General features: G+C 47.8%; 20 protein-coding genes. 11 read left to right on the forward strand and 9 right to left on the reverse strand.

The features are described 5' to 3' along the window. Together AC14M5_RS10780 and AC14M5_RS10785 are read left to right on the forward strand one after the other, a co-directional pair. On the forward strand, nucleotides 1–415 hold a 415-nt coding region (locus AC14M5_RS10780; protein ID WP_484029669.1), incomplete at its 5' end, for a hypothetical protein. 71 nt (nucleotides 416–486) lie between these two features. Beyond that, a complete protein-coding gene (locus tag AC14M5_RS10785; protein WP_484029670.1) occupies nucleotides 487–1,203 on the forward strand; it encodes a hypothetical protein in 717 nt (238 codons plus the stop codon). Nucleotides 1,204–1,249: 46 nt separating this feature from the next. Here AC14M5_RS10785 and AC14M5_RS10790 read toward each other — a convergent pair whose 3' ends face one another. From AC14M5_RS10790 to AC14M5_RS10830, 9 genes are all read right to left on the reverse strand, one after another. Beyond that, complete coding sequence (locus AC14M5_RS10790; RefSeq protein WP_484029671.1) at nucleotides 1,250–1,837, reverse strand: ComEA family DNA-binding protein; 588 nt, start codon at nucleotides 1,835–1,837, stop codon at nucleotides 1,250–1,252. A gap of 10 nt (nucleotides 1,838–1,847) precedes the next feature. Then, the gene (locus tag AC14M5_RS10795) at nucleotides 1,848–2,291 is read right to left on the reverse strand and encodes a GNAT family N-acetyltransferase (RefSeq protein WP_484029672.1); all 444 of its coding nucleotides are present in this window, start codon (nucleotides 2,289–2,291) and stop codon (nucleotides 1,848–1,850) included. 4 nt (nucleotides 2,292–2,295) lie between these two features. Further along, a complete protein-coding gene (locus tag AC14M5_RS10800) occupies nucleotides 2,296–2,910 on the reverse strand; it encodes a CPBP family intramembrane glutamic endopeptidase (protein WP_484029673.1) in 615 nt (204 codons plus the stop codon). 116 nt (nucleotides 2,911–3,026) lie between these two features. After that, nucleotides 3,027–4,505 carry a hypothetical protein gene (locus AC14M5_RS10805; protein ID WP_484029674.1) on the reverse strand — a complete coding sequence of 493 codons (1,479 nt, stop codon included), beginning with the start codon at nucleotides 4,503–4,505 and terminating at the stop codon, nucleotides 3,027–3,029. Next, nucleotides 4,502–5,002: an SET domain-containing protein gene (locus AC14M5_RS10810; RefSeq protein WP_484029675.1), complete on the reverse strand. Its 501-nt coding sequence runs from the start codon at nucleotides 5,000–5,002 to the stop codon at nucleotides 4,502–4,504. The genes AC14M5_RS10805 and AC14M5_RS10810 overlap by 4 nt, the downstream gene beginning before the upstream one ends. Before the next feature lie 263 nt (nucleotides 5,003–5,265). Continuing rightward, a complete protein-coding gene (locus AC14M5_RS10815) occupies nucleotides 5,266–6,096 on the reverse strand; it encodes an ABC transporter permease (RefSeq protein ID WP_484029676.1) in 831 nt (276 codons plus the stop codon). Next, nucleotides 6,086–6,991, reverse strand: a complete 906-nt coding sequence (locus AC14M5_RS10820) for an ABC transporter permease (protein WP_484029677.1) — start codon at nucleotides 6,989–6,991, stop codon at nucleotides 6,086–6,088. The genes AC14M5_RS10815 and AC14M5_RS10820 overlap by 11 nt, the downstream gene beginning before the upstream one ends. 1 nt (nucleotide 6,992) lies before the next feature. Next, nucleotides 6,993–8,021 (reverse strand): ABC transporter ATP-binding protein, encoded by a 1,029-nt coding sequence (locus AC14M5_RS10825; protein WP_484029678.1) that lies wholly within the window; start codon nucleotides 8,019–8,021, stop codon nucleotides 6,993–6,995. Between the two features lie 246 nt (nucleotides 8,022–8,267). Continuing rightward, nucleotides 8,268–9,530, reverse strand: coding sequence for an ABC transporter substrate-binding protein (locus AC14M5_RS10830; RefSeq protein WP_484029679.1), 1,263 nt, complete (start codon nucleotides 9,528–9,530; stop codon nucleotides 8,268–8,270). A 472-nt stretch (nucleotides 9,531–10,002) separates the two neighbouring features. On the opposite strand from AC14M5_RS10830, the gene AC14M5_RS10835 reads away from it, so the two are divergent. From AC14M5_RS10835 to accC, 9 genes are read left to right on the forward strand one after another with little or no spacing between them, the layout of a single operon-like run. Then, entirely contained in the window at nucleotides 10,003–11,172 is a 1,170-nt protein-coding gene (locus tag AC14M5_RS10835) for an acyl-CoA dehydrogenase (protein WP_484029680.1), read from the forward strand. Nucleotides 11,173–11,180: 8 nt separating this feature from the next. After that, nucleotides 11,181–13,406, forward strand: a complete 2,226-nt coding sequence (locus AC14M5_RS10840; RefSeq protein ID WP_484029681.1) for an ArnT family glycosyltransferase — start codon at nucleotides 11,181–11,183, stop codon at nucleotides 13,404–13,406. A gap of 38 nt (nucleotides 13,407–13,444) precedes the next feature. After that, nucleotides 13,445–14,491, forward strand: a complete 1,047-nt coding sequence (locus AC14M5_RS10845) for a zinc-binding dehydrogenase (RefSeq protein WP_484029682.1) — start codon at nucleotides 13,445–13,447, stop codon at nucleotides 14,489–14,491. A gap of 19 nt (nucleotides 14,492–14,510) precedes the next feature. Then, nucleotides 14,511–16,583, forward strand: a complete 2,073-nt coding sequence (locus tag AC14M5_RS10850) for a hypothetical protein (RefSeq protein ID WP_484029683.1) — start codon at nucleotides 14,511–14,513, stop codon at nucleotides 16,581–16,583. 9 nt (nucleotides 16,584–16,592) lie between these two features. Further along, nucleotides 16,593–16,793, forward strand: coding sequence for a hypothetical protein (locus tag AC14M5_RS10855; protein ID WP_484029684.1), 201 nt, complete (start codon nucleotides 16,593–16,595; stop codon nucleotides 16,791–16,793). Beyond that, nucleotides 16,790–17,194, forward strand: a complete 405-nt coding sequence (locus AC14M5_RS10860) for a hypothetical protein (RefSeq protein WP_484029685.1) — start codon at nucleotides 16,790–16,792, stop codon at nucleotides 17,192–17,194. Before AC14M5_RS10855 ends, AC14M5_RS10860 begins: the two co-directional genes overlap by 4 nt. Beyond that, nucleotides 17,169–18,716, forward strand: a complete 1,548-nt coding sequence (locus AC14M5_RS10865) for an acyl-CoA carboxylase subunit beta (protein WP_484029686.1) — start codon at nucleotides 17,169–17,171, stop codon at nucleotides 18,714–18,716. Before AC14M5_RS10860 ends, AC14M5_RS10865 begins: the two co-directional genes overlap by 26 nt. Beyond that, nucleotides 18,716–19,375, forward strand: coding sequence for an HD domain-containing protein (locus AC14M5_RS10870; RefSeq protein WP_484029687.1), 660 nt, complete (start codon nucleotides 18,716–18,718; stop codon nucleotides 19,373–19,375). The genes AC14M5_RS10865 and AC14M5_RS10870 overlap by 1 nt, the downstream gene beginning before the upstream one ends. 25 nt (nucleotides 19,376–19,400) lie before the next feature. Continuing rightward, complete coding sequence (gene accC, locus AC14M5_RS10875) at nucleotides 19,401–20,909, forward strand: acetyl-CoA carboxylase biotin carboxylase subunit (RefSeq protein ID WP_484029688.1); 1,509 nt, start codon at nucleotides 19,401–19,403, stop codon at nucleotides 20,907–20,909. Nucleotides 20,910–20,935 lie beyond the last annotated feature (26 nt).

Consider the following 20,935-nt stretch of genomic DNA (forward strand, 5'->3'; position numbering starts at 1 on the left):
CCCTGTCTGGAGTAATCACCAGATGAATCTAGAACTGAGTGATGATGCTATGTATTTTCAAAAGCAAAGAGGTTTTTATCCTAATGGAGATGCTGTTGAAATTACTGCGATGGATAAACTTAAGAACAAGATATGGAGTGCAAGTGTGCCTGCAATTAGTAGAATGTCAGTAAATTCCTCTGGGGTTTATATACTTACTTTAGACGGGATACTAGTGAGATTAAACTTATCTGATGGTCGCTCGAACGATTTGATAGAATTTATACCTCCTCCTGCCCTGTCTAGCACATTAGAAAATGGAGACGTAGCAGGGTATGGATATTATGTCGCCGTTGACCCTAATAATCAAACTATTTTTGTATATTCGGGGGATAGTGCCCAATTGTTTGCTTATCGTTTACCGATTTCTCCGTAAAGTAACAGCACCTTCAAATGCTCCTTGCGCCATTCTCGGCGATTTGAGCCTCTGGTGAGGAATATAAGGCCATGAAAAATCTGCTAAGTTTTTATGCGTTCGTTATCAGCATATTCATTTTCGGATGCTCAAGCAATATCGCATCCAATCCTGCTTCTACGCCATCGCCTGAGCAAATGGATAAGAGTCCATTCACAGGTATCCCTTGTGCCGCACCATGTTGGTATGGGCTTGAAGTTGGAGAATCGAGTGAGGGCGATGTGATGGCTGTTTTGCCTACATTGGCATTTATTCATCAAGATTCGATACAGGTGATTCGAAGGGATTCAATCACAAACCTTGACTATAAAACATTTTCCCCAGGAGTGGAAATTCGCGCAAGTTGTGTCAACCCTTTTCGAGAGTGCTTAACATTGACTATTGCGAACGATGCCTTAACTAAAATCGTCCTCGGACTGAATTACGAAATCATGGCCGATGAAGCGATCGGATATTTGGGAAATCCAGATTATTTAGGAGTTGCACCCATAGGTAGCGAATATTTTGTTTGCGAGGTGTACATGGTTTGGAGTCATAGCGGTCTAGCGCTCACATCAACTTTTGAGGCCCGAAACAATATAAAAGACATTGAAAAATATTGTGACATTGTTTACCAGACCGGTAAGCTTCCATCCAGTTTGTTAATTCAAGAAGCAAAATATTTGTCAGATGCGGAATTGAGGGCAATAATGTCGCCGGAAAGCTCCAATACGTTTTTTGAATTCACAGGAACAGCCCCAGACAATTGATAATTGAAAAATGTCGCGGAAACAAAAAAGACTGCGACCCCAAAAATCAAACCGATATCAAGTCTTTGATCTCATCAAAGGTGGAGGGGCCGATACCTGGCACTTCCATGATCTCTTCAATGGTGGAAAAGAGCCCGTTCTCGGTGCGATAGTCAATGATGCGTTGGGCGATGGTGGGGCCGATGCCAGGCAGGGTATCCAACTCTTCAGCGGTGGCAGTGTTGATATTGATCAAATCTGTGTTTGTACTCGTGCCCGAAGGTTCAACCGTCTCCGTGGCGCCAGGCAATTCCAGCGATGAAGCCTCCTCGGGGGGCTCTTGCCCCGTCAGATAAGGGATGACCAATTGCTGGCCGTCAGTAAGAAGCGCGGCCAGGTTGATCGCCTCAACATTTGCACTCGATAATAATCCGCCTGCCGCATCGATCGCATCCTGAATGCGCGCGCCTTCCGCGAATTCATATAAACCCGGGCGCGGCACAGCGCCGATCACATGTACCGCAATCGGTGCCTTGGTTGGCGCAGGCTGCAAGATGATCGGCTGACCCGCCGGTGCGCGCGAAACAAATACCAGCACGCCCGCCAGCACAAAACCTGCCATCACACCCAGCAATACATATAAAGCATTTTTCATAACTGCAATTCTACTCCAACTTCATCACCAGCAAGTCCTCGCCTGTTTGCCTGAACACGTCAGCAATATCAAATACCTTTTTCATTCGTTGAAAATAGCGCGGCATTCCTTCATAAGGAACCGCTTTGAACCCAAACTTTTCATACATCGGTCCGTTGTGAGCAATGCACATTAAGTATAACGGCCTCGAAGACCTTCTCAGCAACTCCTCAATCACCTTCCGCGCAATCCCCTGTCCGCGATATTCGGGCGGCACTGCAATCGAAGCCATTTCCTGGATGTCTGCCCCGTGAGGCTTGATCTGCCCGCAGCCGATCACTTCGCCTTTGTCATTCACCGCCACGATAAAACGCTTCCAATCCAAACCTGTGGGGTTGATCCCGACTAAATGAATCAGATCCTTAATTTGAGTGGATTCTGATTCCAAAGCAGGGCGAATTTCGTAATTGACCATAAGCTTATCCCGCTCCCGCCGCCACGATAATAATAAAGGCGGCAATGAACCAATGGATCAAAAAAGGCCAGACGAAGGATTTTGTTCGGTACGCCACCCAGCCGAAGGCAAATCCGCCAAAAATAGTGGAGAGGGTTTCGAGTTCTGGCTTGGTGATATGTGCCAGCGCAAATGGAACAGCCTGCAACCACATGGCTTCAGGCCCAAATTTGCGGGCATAGGCAAACAGAATCCAACCGCGAAAAATAAATTCCCAACCGATCAGGTCAAGGAATTGTATCCACGGCACGCCATACACATAGCGCTCATAATAGGCCTGCATGATAGGGTCGCCACTGCCTACAAAGTAAATAAGGGGAGCCAAAAAGAGAACACCAATGGCAGTGTAGGTCAGCCCGAGTTTCCAATCGCCAAGAGAAAACCCATACTCCCTCGGATTCTCACGGAATATGATCAGGATAATAAAAAGCGGAACTATAAGATATAAGATGACACGATCCCAATATTTATGGGCTGTCAGCCTGTGATAATGATCCACCATCAGCAACAAAGTGCTGACAATGGTGACGGTCACTACTTTCCAATCAAAGTTCAGTTTTTCGCCGAGAAGATATTTCATTATATTGTCTCTCAATCAGAATCTTTATTAAGGTGTCACCCTGAGCGACAGCGAAGGGTCTATAAGATAGTCGGAGAATTCTTCGCTATCGCTCAGAATGACAAGCAAAACAACTATCAATACGGGAAGTGCGCTTTATTTCCATCTGGAGCAAGTAAGGCTGCAATTTTATCCGCATCGCGCGATAACTCAAATCCCCAGTTCAGGAAGAGCAGGAAAATGCCAAAGACCGCAAATGCAACAATCCATTTTCCTGTATTCGACTCATTCCATCGTATCAAAACAACTTTAAGTCCCGCTGCCCAGAAATTGGCCGCGAGAATGGCAAAGTATGGGATCAACGCAAGGTGAAATCGGTCTTCTGCGAGGATGAAGACGTGAGGTAGTGTGTAAAAAGTTAAAAGCAAAAGCAAGAGAACCGTTTGCGGATTCCACTTCAAAAGTGTTAATCCAAATGAAGCAGAGATGGAAACTAACACAAACGGCAATAGCAAAATCGCAGAAATGGCAAGCAGGATTGGTTTTGGAATAAACCCGATAATATTATTGGAATAAAAATACATCAAGACGCGCTTTTCCAAGCCGAAGAAGAAGCCAAGCCTGTTGACAGCCAGTGGGATAAATCTCTCAGGTTGGGCTTTGATGAACTCCAATGCTTTTTGAGTGCCAACCTCATCACGCTCTGCATCGTCCATGATGGTGAGCAGATCCAGTGAGGGGCCAAAGATGAATGACCCGTTCCCTTGCGGGTGATAGCCGAGATAAAGGTTATATCCCATGGATGTCTCGATCCCTATGAGTTTGTGATGTAGCAGAGAATTGCGAATGACCCAGGGAGCGATGACTAAAACAAAAACTGCTGCAATCAACAAGGCTTTCCTGCGATGTAAATAAAATAGATAAAGAATAGCCAAACTTGCAAATGGAAGAATCACGGAACGTGTAAGAGCGGTTAATCCGAGGAAGAGGCCAGAAAATACGATGTTGAATTTAGACGGATTTTTAATGGATTTGAGAAGAAAGAGAAAAGAAGCAAGCAGGAGGATGAAGAAGGGATTCTCTGTGCCAAGCCCAAGGGGATAAACCAAAAGCATTGGATATGCAGCAGCAACCCATGCAGAAGCCTGAGCGGTTCTCTCAATCTTCTTTCTTCCTTCTTCTTTCATTTCAGTAGAGGAAAAAGGAAAGAAGGAAAGATGTTTTGCAACCCAATACGTCAACGGGGCCAGTGGCGCACCAAGAAAAATGACTTGCGCAAGGCGGGCGGCGAAGAAACGCGAGAAATCCAATCCATTGAAAAAATAGACAACCGCTAAGAACGCAGGGTAAAGCGGCGCGCGGAATGATGTATAGAGTCCGTATTTTGGGTCGTATCCATTTGCAGTTGAAAGGTCAAAGCTCACATATGGCGCAAGCAATTTCAAATCTTCTTGGGCATACCAGCGAAAGCCATGTCCAGAAGCGAGGCTGCGTGCGAGCATGTCATACTGGAACATGTCATCGAGGCCGATTCCCAGTCCGCGGGTAAGCAGGATGGGGATTAAACGCAAAACTAGCGCGATGATATAAATGCGAATTGGAAAAGATAATTTCATTTTCGCAATTTTTCAATTCGACGCACAAGATAAGGAGAGAAACGGTCTTTGTACTTTTCCCACAGTTCAGGCAGTTTCCAATCGTTGCCAGTTATTTTATGGCGACAATTTGGTGAGCCACAATAGCATTCGAATTCATCATAAGGGCCGCCGTCAGACATGGCGTAATCGAATGTCAACTCTTCACCCGAGTCGATATCGCGCATGGCTACCAAGCCTATCTGACCGAAGAAGCCTAAATTTGGATCGCAGGAATGATTGAAGCAATCATTCGGTTCTTTTTCCTCAGCGGTCAATAAATAAAGTTCTTCATTCACTTGCAAAACGCGTTGGGTGAAACGCGGCATGGTTGGATCCAATTCATCCTTATGGACGATCTTACCGCCCCACATGGAAACCAGCTCATCCTTCAAAATTTTTTCGCGCGCAAAAACACCGCATCCACCTTCAGCATGGTCACGCGCTTCACATTTTGGGTTGAGATAGGAAAAGGTCATTTCACCTCAGGTATTGAAAAAACTCTTAACACGAAGGGCACAAAGGGATTCTTAAGGGTTTCATCGAAAATAAAGTGGAGATAAAAGCTATAGAAAGCGAATCAGGCATAAAGTCCAGAAAGAAGCGAGGGAATGCTAGAGATAAGTTAGCGGGTGATAAGTCTGATTAAAATTTCCAGAGGGGATTCGGCATGAGTTGAATTATACAAAGAAAACGAGCGACAAGGAGACGCCTCGTCGCTCGTACAAGGATCAATCAATGTTTATTTGTTGCTGCCCTCTGTATCGGCTGTGCCAGCGGTGATTCTCTGAGCAAGCAGTATCGGCAAGGCTGTGATCAAAACAACCAGCATGGCAGTGACATTGGTGATGGGACGGCTGCGTGGCTTGAACATTTGACCAAGGATCCAAATCGGCAAAGTTTCCTGTTGGCCTGCGGTAAATGTCGTCACGATCACTTCATCGAAGGAAAGCGAAAATGCGAGGATCGCTCCTGCAAGCAGGGCTGTTGCAATATTTGGGAGAACGATATGCCAGAATGTTTGGAAGGAATTCGCACCCAGGTCCATCGAGGCCTCGATCATGGAGCCGCCAGATCGGCGGAAACGTGCAAGCACATTGTTATAAACGACAACCACACAAAACGTCGCATGTCCAATGACGATGGTCCAGTATGAAAAAGGAATGGTCATCAAACTCATGGCGGAGCGCAAGGCAATGCCTGTCACAATACCTGGCAGGGCAAGCGGCAGGATCAACATGAAGGAGATCGCTTCCCTGCCAAAGAAATTACTGCGATAAACAGCCGAAGCTGCAAGTGTGCCCAACACCAAAGCACTGACGGTTGCAAGCGACGCCACACGAAGAGACAACCCCAACGCTGATTGCATTTCTGGATTTGCAAGCGCTTGAGGAATCCATTTAAGGGTCAAGCCGGGTGGAGGAAAAGTATAAGCTGCGGTATCTGTGGTAAATGAATACAAAAAGATCAACCACAAAGGAATATGCAGGAAGAGGATGACTGCGAAGGCGCTAGCTTGCAAAAGCCACGATCCCCGCTCGCTGGAGGCGTGAGATAACTTTTTAGATAGCATCCAGGGCTCCTAACTTGCGGGCGATCAGAAGATAAACGACCATGATCAAAATAGGCCCCATCGTAAAGGCGGCAGCGAGAGGAATGTTATTGGATGTCCCTTGAAACGAGAGCACAGCGCGGCCAATGGTATAAGCTGAATTGCCGAAGAGCTGAGGGACGATGAAATCGCCGAGGGTCAACGAGAAGGTAAAGATCGAGCCTGCGATCACACCAGGAAAAGCCAGCGGCAAGATGACGTTACGAAAGGTCTGCGCAGGTCTTGCTCCGAGATCGCTGGAGGCTTCGATCAGGGATTTTGGCACACGTTCCAAAGCCGTTTGAATCGGAATCACCATATAAGGCAGCCAGATGTATACGAATACAAGAAAAATGCCTGTATAAGAAATTGCAAGCGAAGGCCCCCCAACTATGGGAAGCGATAAATACCAATCTAATAATCCATCCAGATGAACGATTCTGGCGAACCAGGAGACGATCCCCTCTTGAGCGAGCAGCAACTTCCAGGAATAGACGCGCACCACGTAACTTGACCAAAGCGGAAGTGTGACGCCAAGATACAGCAAGGTCTTCATGCGCGGGGAGGCAAAACGTGCCATGTAATAAGAAAGTGGAAAAGCCAGAATCGCACAAGCAATGGTCACTAATGCCGCCATCACTGTTGTGCGGGCAAATATCTGCAAATTGGATGTCTCAAATAACTTGGCGTAGGTATTCAGGGTGAACTCGCGCACGATCTGCCCAGTGAAACTATCCAATGAAAAAAAGCTGTTGATCAACAGGGAAATCAATGAGCCTACATAGATCACCAAAAACCAGATCAGAGGCGGCAGAAGTAGAAGCGCCAATACAAGTTTCGGCCTTAAGTATAAATAAGTTGAAATACGGCTTAACATGCTAGCCTCCCAACTTGCTGATATGTTCTTTCTTCCACAACAAACGAGCAGGTTGGCCTTTGGCTTTCATCACATCCATTGAAGTGGACTTGAGATTTTGTTCCACTACCACCAGGTCGCCGCCACCTTCCAATTCAACGAGGTAGCGCGTATATAAGCCAAGATAGATCACATCACGTACCTTACCTATCGCTGAGTACATATCGGTATCTGCTTTGGCATCCAAACTGGAGAGATGAATCTTTTCAGGGCGGATGGAGAATTTATCCTCCGAGCCTGTGATGCGTTTTGCCACTTCCCCGCCAATAAGGTTCGACACTCCCACAAAGCCTGCCACGAACGGAGTCTGTGGGTGCTCATAAATTTCAGCGGGCGACCCAATTTGCTCGACCTTGCCTTCGTTGAACACTGCGATGCGGTCACTCATGGTGAGCGCTTCTTCCTGATCGTGTGTTACAAAGATAAAAGTGATTCCCACTTCGCGTTGAATGTTCTTTAATTCGACCTGCATCTGCTGGCGCAATTTTAGGTCGAGTGCGCCAAGCGGCTCATCGAGCAGCAAAACTTTGGGATGATTGATCAAGGCACGGGCCAGCGCGACGCGTTGTCTTTGCCCTCCTGAAAGTTGGGACGGCTTGCGATATCCAAACCCAGGTAAACGCACAAGGTCGAGCATTTCGCCAACGCGTTTCATGCGCTCCAGTTTGGACATTCCCTTGATCATCAGGCCATAAGCAATGTTATCGTCGATGGTCATGTGAGGGAATAACGCATAGTCTTGAAAAACCGTGTTTACAGACCGCTCATAGGGCGGCAGGTTGGAGACATCCTGTCCGTATAAAAATATCTGCCCGCTGGAAGGGCGGTCAAACCCCGCGATCATTCGGAGGCAGGTTGTTTTCCCTGAACCCGAAGGCCCAAGCATGGAGAAGAATTCCCCATCTTGGATCTCCAACATTACATCATCCACCGCTTTCACTTCCCCAAAATGTCGGCTTACGTTTTTGAATAAAATTGCAGATTCGCTCATGCGCACTCTCTGGTGTCGTTTGTTTTTTATTAGGATATGAATTATACAGATGATTCCATTTAAGTCACTCAACTTGCGCGCCCAATTGTGATTCCCTGAGCGGAGCGAAGGGTCTCTACCTCTGAAATACGAGATGTTTCGCTCCGCTCAACATGACACTCCGCAGGATAAGTAATTCATATCCCAGAACAAATTTCAAGCCGCGTGGAGCTTCTCCACGCGGCTTGATCTTAATAGTTGAGAAATTTATTGGCTTTGAATCGCGATGTAATCTTCAGTCCACTTGTCGTATGTGACGCAGGTCAGGCCGTTGTAACATTCAGCCGTCGGTGTCTTCCAGAAATAAATCTTATCGAAGTCATCGAAGCCATTGACGGAACATCCCTCATCGGTCAGCAATTCGTTGCCAGTACAAGCGGCAGGAACAGCAGGAACGGAACCGAACCAGGCAGCCAGGTCACCCTGAAGCTTTACATCCAAAGAATGTTCCAGCCACAAGTAGGAACAAACGGGATGTGGAGCATCCTTGTGCATCATAGTGGTATCTGCCCAGCCAGTGGCGCCTTCCACAGGAATGACGGAGGCAATGGGTTGACCATCGTATTGCAAGAGGTTGACTTGAATAGGCCAGCTTGAGGAGGCTGCAAAGCCCTCGTTCGTGAAGTCTTCCATGTGAACGAGATAATCGTGCCAGTACTTCGGAACGATCTCGGCCTGTTGCTTCAGCAAATCGATGACAGCATCGTACTGTTCCGGTGTGAGGAAGTACGGATCATCGATGCCAAGCTCAGGGTTGTGATACTTCAAGTAGACAGCCGCATCCGCAATATAGATCGGGCCATCATAGGCCTGAACGCGGTCCTTGTTGGATTTACCGTCAGGAAGGGTCTGCTCTTCAAACACGACATTCCATGATGTAGGAGGTTCGGGGAATACATCGGTGTTGTACATCAACACATTCGGGCCCCACTGGTAGGGAACGCCATAATGTTTTCCATCAACAGTATGCCAGGGTGCATTCTGCAAACGTTCATCAACAGTATTGTAGGAAGGCACTTTGCTGATGTCGACTTCCTGCACAATACCACCCTGAATCAAACGCAGGCTGGCATCACCGGAAGCAGTTACGAGGTCATAACCGCCATCAGACATCAAACGAACCATTTCATCGGAAGTAGCGGCATCTTGAACTTTTACAACACAACCCGTTTCCTGTTCAAAGGTGGTAACCCAATCGTAGGCAGGGTCAGTTGCACCACGCTCGAGATAGCCAGGCCAGGCAATGATGGAAACTTCGCCTTCACCTTCGCCACCGCTTCCTGAACCTGATCCTCCAACAGAAGGCAAGACGACAGTCGGTACATCAGGCAGGTTACCTCCACCACCCCCACCACCGCTGCCTCCTCCACCGCCGCCACCAGTCTCAGGGGCGGAAGGCGCGCCACATGCAACGACCACAAAGCTGGCCAGCACCAGGATTACCAACAAGTTAAAAACAAACTTCTTCATTATTCTCTCTCCTTTAGAATATCAAAACACGTTTAGACAAAAGACGAGTTGAAGATAAAGCTCCGCCGCCACCTCCTTTCAAGCAATCATAATTACACCTAGGTTGCCCTTTGACCTAAAAAGAATGTGTCAACCTGAGGGAGCGTGTTCGTTGCGACCGAAGGGTCTCCGATTACATTATCACAGATGCTTCGGGCGAAGAACGCCCTCAGCATGACACAACGAGAGTATGGCAACACCTGAATTAATTACACCACCGTCATATATTGGATACGATTTATCTTGTTTTCACAATTATATTGAACGCGAACGGGAAGTCAATCACTAGTTGCCGAATAGGACATAGCGCATCTCGCCGCACTCAAACCTGCTGCAACAAAACCAGCCAAATCCAACGCTGACGGTGATTTCATAGCCTCTCATGGCGGTATAATCCCACATGGTAAAAAAATAATTTTGGAGAAAACAACCAATGACAGACCTTCCTATTCATGCGCTTAGCGCTGAACATAAAATGCTCCGGGATGCGGCGCGTGATTTTGCACAAAAAGAGATCGCCCCTATTGCCGCGCAATTCGATGAGAGCGGAGAGTTCCCATCTGCAACGATCAAGAAAATGGGCGAGCTGGGGTTCATGGGCATCGAAGTCCCTGAGCAATACGATGGCGCAGGCATGGATTCGCTTGCCTATGTTCTCGCCCTCGAAGAGATCTGCAAAGTGGATGCTTCGCATGGCGTCATTATGTCGGTCAATAATTCCTTGTATTGTCATGGCATTCTAAAATTCGGCACCGAAGAGCAAAAGAAAAAGTTCATTCCCCCCATCGCTTCTGGCAAAGCCATTGGCGCATATTCTCTCACCGAATCCCAAAGCGGATCGGATGCCGCCACCATGAAAAGCCGCGCCATACGCGATGGCGATTTTTATATATTGAATGGGCGCAAATCCTGGGTTACTAGTGGGCCCGTTGCAAATTATTTTGTCGTCTTTATGATGACAGACCCAACTAAAAAACAAAAAGGTGTAAGCGCATTTTTGGTGGAGGGCAATGCTCCTGGTTTGATACGTGGGAAGAAAGAACCGAAACTAGGCATCCGTGCTTCAGCCACCAGCGAGTTGATCTTTGAAGATTGCCGCATCCCCGCTGAAAATAGACTCGGCCAGGAAGGTGAAGGCTTCAAAGTCGCCATGACCGTTCTGGATGCAGGTCGCATTGGCATTGCGACACAAGCGCTTGGGATTGCAGAAGCGGCCTACGAAGCAGCGAGGCAGTATGCGAGTCAGCGTGAAGCGTTTGGCAAGCCAATCGGCTCATTCCAGGGAACAGGCTTCAAGATCGCAGATATGAAGACCCGCATCGAAGCATCCCGTTTGTTGATCTACAATGCCGCAATCGCAAAGGAAAATTCCAAACATAGCAGCGGACGATATTCCTTGGAAGCCTCCATGGCGAAATTATTTGCATCCGAAACCGCGATGTTCGTTGCACATCAGGCTGTGCAAATTCACGGCGGCATGGGCTATAGCAAAGAACTGCCCGTTGAACGATATTTCCGCGATGCGAAGATCACCGAAATTTACGAGGGCACAAGCGAAATTCAGCGCCTTGTGATCTCGCGCAGTGAATTGGGAATGAAATAATTCCACAAATGTACAGCAATAAAATAAAGGACTTTCTGGGTAAAACAGAAAAGGTCTTGCCCAAGCGTGGACTCCTCGCGCTTGGGTTTATTTTGCTGGTTTGTGCGCAGGTTTATTTTGAAACACGAGGGCCTTTTGGGGAACACATCACTTGGGCAATCATCTGGAATGCGGTCCACAAACTTGAGATCGTCAACTACGATAATGTTTGGTCTGCCCTGCCCTATTTGTTCGGCGGCCTTTTGCTCTGGCTATGGCTGGGGAATTTTCAATGGAATGAAGCGCCACATACTGGCGAAGTAGCGAAAGTAAAAAGTATTCGTTGGGCGCATATTTCTCCACAGCTAATCATCATTGGAACGCTTTACGTTTATCTTATCTTCCGCATCACACAGCATCACACTACAAATCTTGAACCCTTTTTGTGGATACTCTCTCTCATCTGGCTGACCTATCTTATTTGGAATTGGGACAGGCAAAGCAATACAGACCTTTCCCTGGATTTCGACGCATCCGACTTAACCTCCATTTTGCTCCTGCTCTTCATCGGTATCGCCATTGGAGCCTTTGCACTTACCGATCTTCCGATCCAGATCATCCATGACGAAGACCCATTTTGGGAAGCAGGCCGCATCATTACATTAGGGGAATATAAAGCCTCATTCTTTGATGTTGGCGTATTCACATTTCCGCTTTTGACTTCGATCTTTCAAAGCTGGGTCATGCGGATATTCGGCTTAACCTTTTGGAGTTGGAGATTTTCCTCTGTACTTGCAGGAGTTGCCACAGTTGTTCCTCTTTACCTCTTTGCGCGTAGTTGGTTTGGTCAACGTGTGGCATTCACGGCGGGGATGATGATGCTGGTCAACCCGTATTTTCTTTCATTCAGCAGGTTTGGCTATAATAACATCCAATCTTTATTCCCCGTCACACTCGCAATTTTTCTTTGGGAAAAAGGAATTCGTAAAAACAGCATCTTTTATCTCTGGCTGGGCGGGCTGGTCGCAGGGCTTGGTTACTACAGTTTCTTCGCCGCATGGATTGGCACAGTCGCCATAGGGTTGAGCATCTTCTATTTATGGTTTCGCAAACAGATTTCGCAAAAACAAGTTTGGATATTCCTCGCCATTCTCGTCATCGCCTTCACCCTCATGGCAGCCCCGCGGATTGCCTTTGCCACAAGCAGTGGCCGCAGTGAGGCATTGGTTTACAAGATATTTGAGGTAAGTTTCATAAACGTCACATATGGCAGGCATTATTATGCGGATACGGAGCTCGTCGACATAGCCCCGCTAATCGAAGTCGGCGAGCATCACGAATTGTTTTTTCATCCGCGCCTTTATTGGGAACTAATCACACGCGGCACAATTCGAACATTTCTTGCTCTGGTTGACCCATACATTGCTACAGAACATTTTCTTGTCTCTGGTTTTGCTGGAGTCATTGCACCGGTATTTTTCGTGATCGGGCTTGCCCTTGCGCTAAAAAACTGGAAGCAATATCGAATTGTCCTACTCCTGCTCTGGTTTTTTGGCGGGCTGCTTTTTCTGAGCATCCTGAATGCCATCCCGCCACGCCAGACTCATTTGGTGATCATAATTCCCGTCATTGCACTCTTCAGCGCGCTTGGATTAATCTCAACGATTGAGCAACTCATCAGGCATGATTCCATAAGCAAAGGCATATCGTCGCTGGCATTGATTGCCATTGTTTTCTTTAGCCTGCGCGCATTTTTCGTAAAACTCCCCAAAATTTATCCTGCGGGCTTTGAAGATTATTCCGCGTGGATCGCATTGCGCGCAGACAAGCCCGTCACCATCATTTACGCTGGTTCGATAGAGGAAACACATCGCATACAATATCTTGCCAATGTGAAGATGATTCCGAATAGATATCTTGCCATCCCTACACAAAATGTAGCGCAAGAAGCAGGTAAATATGCAAACATCCCCACGCTTATATTCTATGATGGTGAAAATGAAAATATCGTTGGCGATGTACAGGAATTGGGATTTGACAATTACACAACATATCAGAACAACAGCACATTCGGATATGCCTTCACCAACACATCCTTAAACCTTACACCTGATACCAGCCTATATGCCGAGCTAATCCTATTGCTCAAAAGTCCTGTGTCCGTTTTGCTAGGACTTTTGCTTGCGGCATTGGGGATTCATATCGTGAGGGAAAGGCATATCCGCCGCGCTCATCAATTGAAAGACATACCATAGTAAAATTGCTCGCCATCAAAAAGGATGCAGGATAATAAATGAAAGCTGTACTATTTCACAAACATGGTGGACCTGAAGTCCTTGAATATGCTAATTTCCCCACGCCTGAACCTAAAGCAGGGGAAGCTTTAATCCGATTACATGCCGCGGCCATCAACCGCATGGATGTGACGGTGCGCAATGGATGGCCTGGATTAAAACTTGAACTGCCTCACATCAATGGTGCAGATGGCGCAGGAGAAATTGTTGCATTCGGGAAGGGTTTGGAAAAATCAGAGACTGGGGAATTAAAGGTTGGCGATAGGGTTGTCATCAACGCAAATTTTGGATGTGGAAAATGTGAATTCTGCCTAAGCGGACGAGACAACCTGTGTATTAATTGGCATCTGCTTGGCGAAACCATCCGCGGGACGTATGCAGAGTATGTGTGCGCACCAGTGCGTCAGCTTTACAAATTACCAGGTGACTTCGACTTTCACGCGGCGGCTGCAGCAGCTTTGGTGTATCAAACTGCATGGCACTCTATGGCAAAGCGCGGGGGAGTAAAGGCCGGGGAAACAGTGGCAATTGTCGGCGCGGGCGGAGGCGTGAATTCTGCCAGCATCCAGATCGCAAAACACCTTGGCGCGCGAGTCATTGTCATTGGTTCAAATCAAAAGAAATTGGAACAGGCCGAGTCGCTTGGCGCAGATATTTTGATCGACCGCTCGAAAGAGGAGGATTGGTCGAAAGCGGTTTTTATTGCGAGCGAAAAACGCGGCGTGGATGTGATCGTGGATAATGTGGGCACTACATTTCCATTGAGTTTGCGCGCGCTCAGAAAAGGCGGGCGGCTGCTGACTGTTGGTAATAGCGGTGCACCGCGCTTTGAAATTGACAACCGTTACATTTTCGCAAAACATCTTTCGATCATCGGCTCAACCATGAGCACACTCGCAGACTTTGCCGAAGTCATGGACCTGGTGGTTGCTGGTAAACTTAAATCCGTTATAGATAAAACTTTTCCCCTGCAAGATGCCGCTACCGCACAAGAAAGATTGTGGCGCGGCGAAAATTTCGGCAAGATCACACTTAAAATTCCATAGGATTTTTACAAAACACATAATGAATTTTCTTAAACGATTCTCTTTATTTGAAGTCTCGCTCATCACCGTAATACTTGGCGTCCACCTTTATGCGGCACTTGCCGATGCATACACCTTTCCCAATGTATGGTTCAAGCGTGACGACGCCTATTATTATTTCAAGGTTGCACAAAATATTACCGAAGGGTATGGCAGCACTTTCGATGGCATTAACCTAACCAATGGATATCATCCACTATGGTTGGTCGTCTGTATTCCCATCTTTGCCCTCGCGCGCTTCGATGTGATCCTGCCTTTGCGTGTACTCTTGATGGTTGTGGCAGGTATCCAGGCGGCGAGCGCAGTGTTGATCTATAGGCTGGTGAAAAACCATCTGTCATATGCGGTTGCAATCCTGGCGGCAGTATTCTGGTCGTTTAATTATTACATTCACTTGACTGTATACGAGTATGGGTTGGAGACACCTGTCGCTGCGCTGGCGGTCATCTATTTCATTTACAAACTTTCTCAATTTGAAAAAGAATGGCGCACCAAAACGGTTTCATCGCGTGAAATTGCGACGCTTGCGTTAATTGCAGTAGTTGTCATGTTCAGCAGGCTCGACCTGGTCTTTCTTGCGATCATCGCAGGTGCGTGGATCATCTTCCGCAGCAAAGCCATTCGTTTCCTGCTTCCGCTGGATATATTCATCATATTCCTATCCATGATGAGCTCCGTTGCCTTGCGAACAGGCATTGTGCTTTATAACAACCAATACGCTTCCTCAGCTGTGGAAGCAGCCATCCTTGCGATGGCCGTCAAGTTGATTGCGTTGTACTTCTTCGGTGCGTATCAACACCCACACACAAAATCCATCTGGGTTATTTTCCGCCAAACTCTTTACGCCATTACAGTCAGCACCGCGATCACCATTGCCATATATATGCTCTTCGTTCAACTCGGATTCGGCAGGGCCTTTCCCAACACCGCCTTTCTGCTGGACTGGGGCATCAGCTTGTTCCTTATTTTTGCGCTCAGACTAACCGCATATTGGTTCAGCAGCACAAACAGTTCGCCACCCGAATCCCCTCTGTTTGAGTTCAAATCAAACTGGAAGAAATGGCTCACCGAAGGTTCTGCGTACTATGGCGTCGTCGGCGGATTTCTCGCTTCGTATATGCTCTTCAACAAGATCCTGTTTGGCACAACCAGCCCGGTCAGCGGGCAGATCAAACGCTGGTGGGGAAGCATACCCGATACAATTTATGAGCCTCCCGCTTCCAACTGGCCTTCCTTTTTAGGAATCGCCACAGAAGGAACATTTGAAACATGGCAGCCTATTTCTGAATTATTTTCATGGGTTGGAGAAGCCTTGCGCCGCATATACCCAGGCACAGACCAGGTGGATGAACGCTATTACATTGCAATGTTCATTTTCATCCTGCTTGTGTTCGTACTGCTTTTACTAAACAAACGCCGCTCCCTAAACATCTTTTCAAAATTAGGATTTATTCCATTGATAGCTGCCAGCGGAATTCAAGTCCTTTCATATTCAGCGACTTCCTATGGCGGGGCCAAAGAATGGTATTGGGTAACTCAAATGGTACTAATGACATTAGCAGGTAGTTTTCTGATCGACCTGCTTCTGAAACCATTACAGAAAATAAAAACAGCCCGCCTTGCATTGGAGATCACAGCGGTTCTGGTAGGCGCATATCTTGCGTACAGCCTTGGGAATTTTGTAGTCACCTCCATGCGCCACGGCTATTTTCCGCCTGACCGAGCCTACATGGAAGTAGTGCAATATCTCGAGGCAAACACACCGCCCGGCAGTATCATCGGCATGACCGGTGGAGGCAACGTTGGCTACCTGATACGTGATCGCACAATCGTCAACATGGACGGGCTGATCAATAGCAATGAATATTTCCACGCATTGCAAAACGGAGATGCGCCCACTTTCCTTTATGAGCGCGGCATGACCATCGTCTTTGCAAACCCACAATTGCTTGCAACTCCGCCCTACTACGGTCAATTTGCACCCTATCTCGAAAGATACAGCAGCTATGGCGGCAAAGGGTTATTGTATCTTTTGGAAGAACCAAAATATTAGGAGGATGTTTTGAAAACCAGATTGATCTCATTAATGACCTTTATCCTGCTGGCGGCTTGTGCCGCACCCCAGGCAACGCCTCAAAGCGCGGACCTTCAACCTGCTCCCGTTTTTACAGCCTTCCCCACGCTGACGGATGCTGACAAATTTGCAGTTTGGGTCGAGCCGCGCATTTTTAGACATCCTGGCATTTCCACACCCACACCATGAAGCGTCCTTTCCCTGTAACCCTCACCCTATGGCTGGTGTTAATTATCATCATATGGAACATCCTGCGAGTATGGACATCCATTGCCTGGCGCAGCGTACTGGTTGAGTTTTCGGCCACGATTACACCTGAAACCAGCGCGATCATCGGCGGAATATGGGTTGTCATCGGATGTATCCTGTACTGGGGAATTTGGCAGAAAAAAACATGGGCGGGAAAAATGCTCTTCGGGACTGCAGCAGGTTACACGGTCTGGTATTGGAGCGAGCGATTAGTCTTCCAAAATCCGCGACCAAATGTAATATTTGCTGTTATAGTAAATCTGGGATTGCTTATCTTGATCCTGTTTGCCATAAAATCACTTTCGAGAGAGGCCTATGAGCGAAAAATCGAAAATCAATAAGTTGAATGACTTAAAAGCTCAATCGCGGCTTGGCGGCGGCCAGTCACGAATTGATGCCCAACATAAAAAGGGACGCCTGACTGCGCGCGAAAGACTCGAGCTGTTATTAGACAAAGGTTCATTTCATGAAGTGGATTCTTTCGTTGTCCATCGCACGAATGATTTTGGACTCGATGAACAAAAATTCATGAGCGATTCGGTTGTAACAGGCTGGGGCACAATAGATGGACGTCTCGTTTATGTGTATTCGCAGGATTTCACCGTCTTCGGTGGAAGCCTGGGCGAAGTACATGCCGAAAAAATTTGCAAGATCATGGATATGGCAATGAAGAGTGGCGCGCCAATCATTGGGTTGAACGACTCAGGCGGTGCGCGCATTCAGGAAGGCGTCGTATCGCTTGCAGGCTACGCAGATATTTTCCTGCGTAACACGATGGCATCGGGCGTCATTCCGCAAATCTCTGCAATTATGGGGCCGTGCGCTGGCGGAGCAGTATATTCCCCCGCGCTCACAGATTTTATTTTCATGACCCGCAACACATCTTATATGTTCGTGACCGGGCCCGATGTTGTAAAAGCCGTAACTCATGAGGAAGTAACACAGGAAGAACTAGGCGGCGCAAGCGTACACTCCGAAAAATCGGGCGTGTGTCATGTTGCCGCAGACAGTGAAGCAGACACGCTATACCTGATCCGCAAGCTGCTTGGCTATTTGCCGCAGAATAACATGGAGGATTCGCCTTTTGTTTCAAGTGATGATCCGCTGCGCATGGAAGAAGGATTGAATGATATTGTCCCCGATGATGCCAACAAACCTTATGACATCAAGGAAGTGATTGGCATGATCGTGGATGGCGGGCAGTTCTTTGAAATCCACGAAAATTATGCGCAGAATATTGTGGTCGGCTTTGCACGGTTAGGTGGGCATTCTGTCGGCATCGTGGCAAATCAACCTGCTGTTCTGGCTGGTGTATTGGATATCGATGCAAGTGAAAAAGCCGCCCGCTTTGTGCGCTTCTGTGACGCATTCAATTTCCCGATCATCACTTTCGAAGATGTGCCGGGTTTCCTGCCCGGTACTTTTCAGGAACATCACGGTATTATCCGCTCTGGTGCAAAGTTATTGTATGCCTATTGCGAAGCGACTGTTCCAAAGTTAACCGTTATCACTCGCAAAGCCTATGGCGGAGCATATTGCGTGATGTCATCGAAACACATTCGCAGTGATGTGAACCTTGCCTGGCCGACTGCTGAAATCGCAGTGATGGGCCCAGACGGCGCTGTAAATATTATCTTTCGCAAGGAACTTGAAGCGGCAAAAGATCCTGTCAAAAAGAAGGCGGAATTGGTGGCAGAGTACAAGGAAAAATTTGCCAACCCATATGTCGCTGCACAGCGCGGATACGTTGACGATGTGATCGAGCCCAAGGAAACCCGTCCGCGCTTGATCAACGCCTTGGAGATGTTGAGCAATAAGCGCGATGCCAACCCAGCCAAGAAACATGGCAACATTCCATTGTAATGACCAACATGCAGCCAGAAGCAACCGAAAGATTAAGAAAAATTTCCGCATTTGTACTCGCCCGCCGCGCTGAAACAGAAGCCAAAGGCTACAAGAAATTTACAGCCTTCGATTATGAATATCGCTGGAAACACACCCTGCGTGTCGTGCAATATGGAAAACAGATTGCTGAAGCCGAAGGCGCGGATGTTGAGTTAACGATGGCGGCTTGCCTGCTTCACGACATTTCCAAGTTCGACGATGTGGAATATGGCAAAGACCATGGCCGTGTCAGCGCCAGAATGTCCCGTCCATTTTTAGAGACGCTTGGCTACACACCTGAGCAAATCAACAATATTTGCTTTTCCATTGCAGTTCATGTGGACGACAAGGCTGACTTCGAACACCCTGTTACGATTGAATCTAAAATCGTCAGTGATGCCGACAATGTAGATAGGTTCGGAGCCTATCGCCTGCTTCTTCAATTCAAAGACCATACGGAGAAATACGAGTCATTGGTTGAAAAAGCAAAAAACAGATTGCTAACTTTGAAAAAATATCGTTCCGAAAACATCATGGGAACTGCCAGCGGCGAACGCCTTTTCAACCGTCAGCTTGATTTACAGATTTCCTTCCTTGAGCATCTGGTAGAAGACAGCAAATTGATGGTTGAAGTATAAAATCCTTTAGAAGGATGGAGTATTTATGTTCAAAAAAGTATTAATTGCAAACCGTGGTGAGATCGCTGTCCGTATTATCCGCGCCTGCCGTGAGCTTGGTATTGAAACCGTGGCTGTGTTTTCAGAGGCAGACCGCAATGCGCTGCATGTCCGCTATGCAGACGAAGCCTATTTACTTGGGCCAGCCCCATCACGCGAATCCTATCTGCGGGCGGATAAGATTCTGGAGGTGGCAAAGAAGTCTGGCGCGGGTGCAATCCATCCTGGTTATGGTTTTCTGGCAGAACGCGAAGACTTTGCCGCAAAATGTGCGGAATTGAAGATCAATTTTATCGGCCCCAAACCCTCATCCATTGCGGCCATGGGAGATAAAGGCAAAGCTCGCGCAACGGTCATCAAGGCGGGTGTGCCTGTTGTCCCTGGTACCGAAGATGTGGGCAACATGACGGATGACGATCTATTAAGAATCGCACCAACCGTTGGATTCCCATTGCTGATCAAAGCCACCGCGGGTGGCGGCGGAAAAGGCATGAGAGAAGTAAAAAGCCTGGAGGAAATGCCGACCCTGCTCCAGTCCGCAAGACGCGAGGCCGAATCCGCATTCGGCGATGGAAATGTTTATCTTGAAAAATTAGTCGAAGGTGCGCGCCATATCGAATTCCAGATCATGGCGGATACGCACGGCAACGTGATCCATCTTGGCGAGCGTGAATGTTCCATCCAACGCCGCCATCAAAAACTATTGGAAGAAGCGCCTTCTGCTTTCCTGGATGCGGAATTGCGCGAAAAAATGGGAAGCGTTGCGGTAAAAGCTGCGCAGGCAGTGGATTACGTCAATGCAGGAACAATCGAATTTCTGGTGGATAAAGACCGCAACTTTTATTTTCTGGAAATGAACACCCGCCTGCAAGTGGAGCATCCCGTGACTGAAATGGTGACAGGGGTGGACATCGTCGCTGAACAGATCCGCGTCGCACGGGGCCGACAACTGAGTTATACACAAGAGCAGATTCAAATCAATGGGCATGCGATTGAGTGCCGTGTCAACGCCGAAGACCCATTCAACGGATTTCTGCCATCCACAGGGCGGATCACCCACAGCCTGATCCCCACAGGGCCCGGTGTGCGTGTGGATACTGGTGTATACCCAGGCTTTGAGATCACTGCATACTACGACCCAATGATCGCAAAATTGATCGTATGGGGCGAGACGCGCGCGCAAGCCATTTTGCGTATGCGCCGCGCGCTGGAAGAATATCGCATCGTTGGTGTGCGGACAAATATTCCATTTCACCAAACCCTGATGGATTCACACCGCTTCATGGGCGGGCAATTTGACACGCGCTTTGTAGAGGAACGTTTCTCGATGGAAACCGCTTCGGAAACAGAAAGCTCGCAAGCTGAGATTGCCGCCATTCTCGCTACACTGGTTGCGCACAAAGAGACCGAGCGCTCGGCACAAATCGTCCGCCGTAACGAACGTGATACCAGCAACTGGAAGTGGGTCGGGCGTTGGGAACGAATGCACAGGTAAGCGGATTTTAGATTTACAATTTTGGA

This window comes from Candidatus Villigracilis sp. (genome assembly GCF_057083605.1).

What these genes read in the sequence shown, in the direction of transcription:
- AC14M5_RS10800 (WP_484029673.1), bottom strand. Translation starts at nt 2,910, where the DNA reads ATGAAATATCTTCTCGGCGAAAAACTGAACTTTGATTGGAAAGTAGTG.
- AC14M5_RS10815 (WP_484029676.1), bottom strand. Translation starts at nt 6,096, where the DNA reads ATGCTATCTAAAAAGTTATCTCACGCCTCCAGCGAGCGGGGATCGTGG.
- AC14M5_RS10790 (WP_484029671.1), bottom strand. Translation starts at nt 1,837, where the DNA reads ATGAAAAATGCTTTATATGTATTGCTGGGTGTGATGGCAGGTTTTGTG.
- AC14M5_RS10830 (WP_484029679.1), bottom strand. Translation starts at nt 9,530, where the DNA reads ATGAAGAAGTTTGTTTTTAACTTGTTGGTAATCCTGGTGCTGGCCAGC.
- AC14M5_RS10865 (WP_484029686.1), top strand. Translation starts at nt 17,169, where the DNA reads ATGAGCGAAAAATCGAAAATCAATAAGTTGAATGACTTAAAAGCTCAA.
- AC14M5_RS10795 (WP_484029672.1), bottom strand. Translation starts at nt 2,291, where the DNA reads ATGGTCAATTACGAAATTCGCCCTGCTTTGGAATCAGAATCCACTCAA.
- AC14M5_RS10860 (WP_484029685.1), top strand. Translation starts at nt 16,790, where the DNA reads ATGAAGCGTCCTTTCCCTGTAACCCTCACCCTATGGCTGGTGTTAATT.
- AC14M5_RS10810 (WP_484029675.1), bottom strand. Translation starts at nt 5,002, where the DNA reads ATGACCTTTTCCTATCTCAACCCAAAATGTGAAGCGCGTGACCATGCT.
- AC14M5_RS10840 (WP_484029681.1), top strand. Translation starts at nt 11,181, where the DNA reads ATGTACAGCAATAAAATAAAGGACTTTCTGGGTAAAACAGAAAAGGTC.
- AC14M5_RS10825 (WP_484029678.1), bottom strand. Translation starts at nt 8,021, where the DNA reads ATGAGCGAATCTGCAATTTTATTCAAAAACGTAAGCCGACATTTTGGG.
- AC14M5_RS10845 (WP_484029682.1), top strand. Translation starts at nt 13,445, where the DNA reads ATGAAAGCTGTACTATTTCACAAACATGGTGGACCTGAAGTCCTTGAA.
- accC (WP_484029688.1), top strand. Translation starts at nt 19,401, where the DNA reads ATGTTCAAAAAAGTATTAATTGCAAACCGTGGTGAGATCGCTGTCCGT.
- AC14M5_RS10835 (WP_484029680.1), top strand. Translation starts at nt 10,003, where the DNA reads ATGACAGACCTTCCTATTCATGCGCTTAGCGCTGAACATAAAATGCTC.
- AC14M5_RS10820 (WP_484029677.1), bottom strand. Translation starts at nt 6,991, where the DNA reads ATGTTAAGCCGTATTTCAACTTATTTATACTTAAGGCCGAAACTTGTA.
- AC14M5_RS10805 (WP_484029674.1), bottom strand. Translation starts at nt 4,505, where the DNA reads ATGAAATTATCTTTTCCAATTCGCATTTATATCATCGCGCTAGTTTTG.
- AC14M5_RS10785 (WP_484029670.1), top strand. Translation starts at nt 487, where the DNA reads ATGAAAAATCTGCTAAGTTTTTATGCGTTCGTTATCAGCATATTCATT.
- AC14M5_RS10870 (WP_484029687.1), top strand. Translation starts at nt 18,716, where the DNA reads ATGACCAACATGCAGCCAGAAGCAACCGAAAGATTAAGAAAAATTTCC.
- AC14M5_RS10850 (WP_484029683.1), top strand. Translation starts at nt 14,511, where the DNA reads ATGAATTTTCTTAAACGATTCTCTTTATTTGAAGTCTCGCTCATCACC.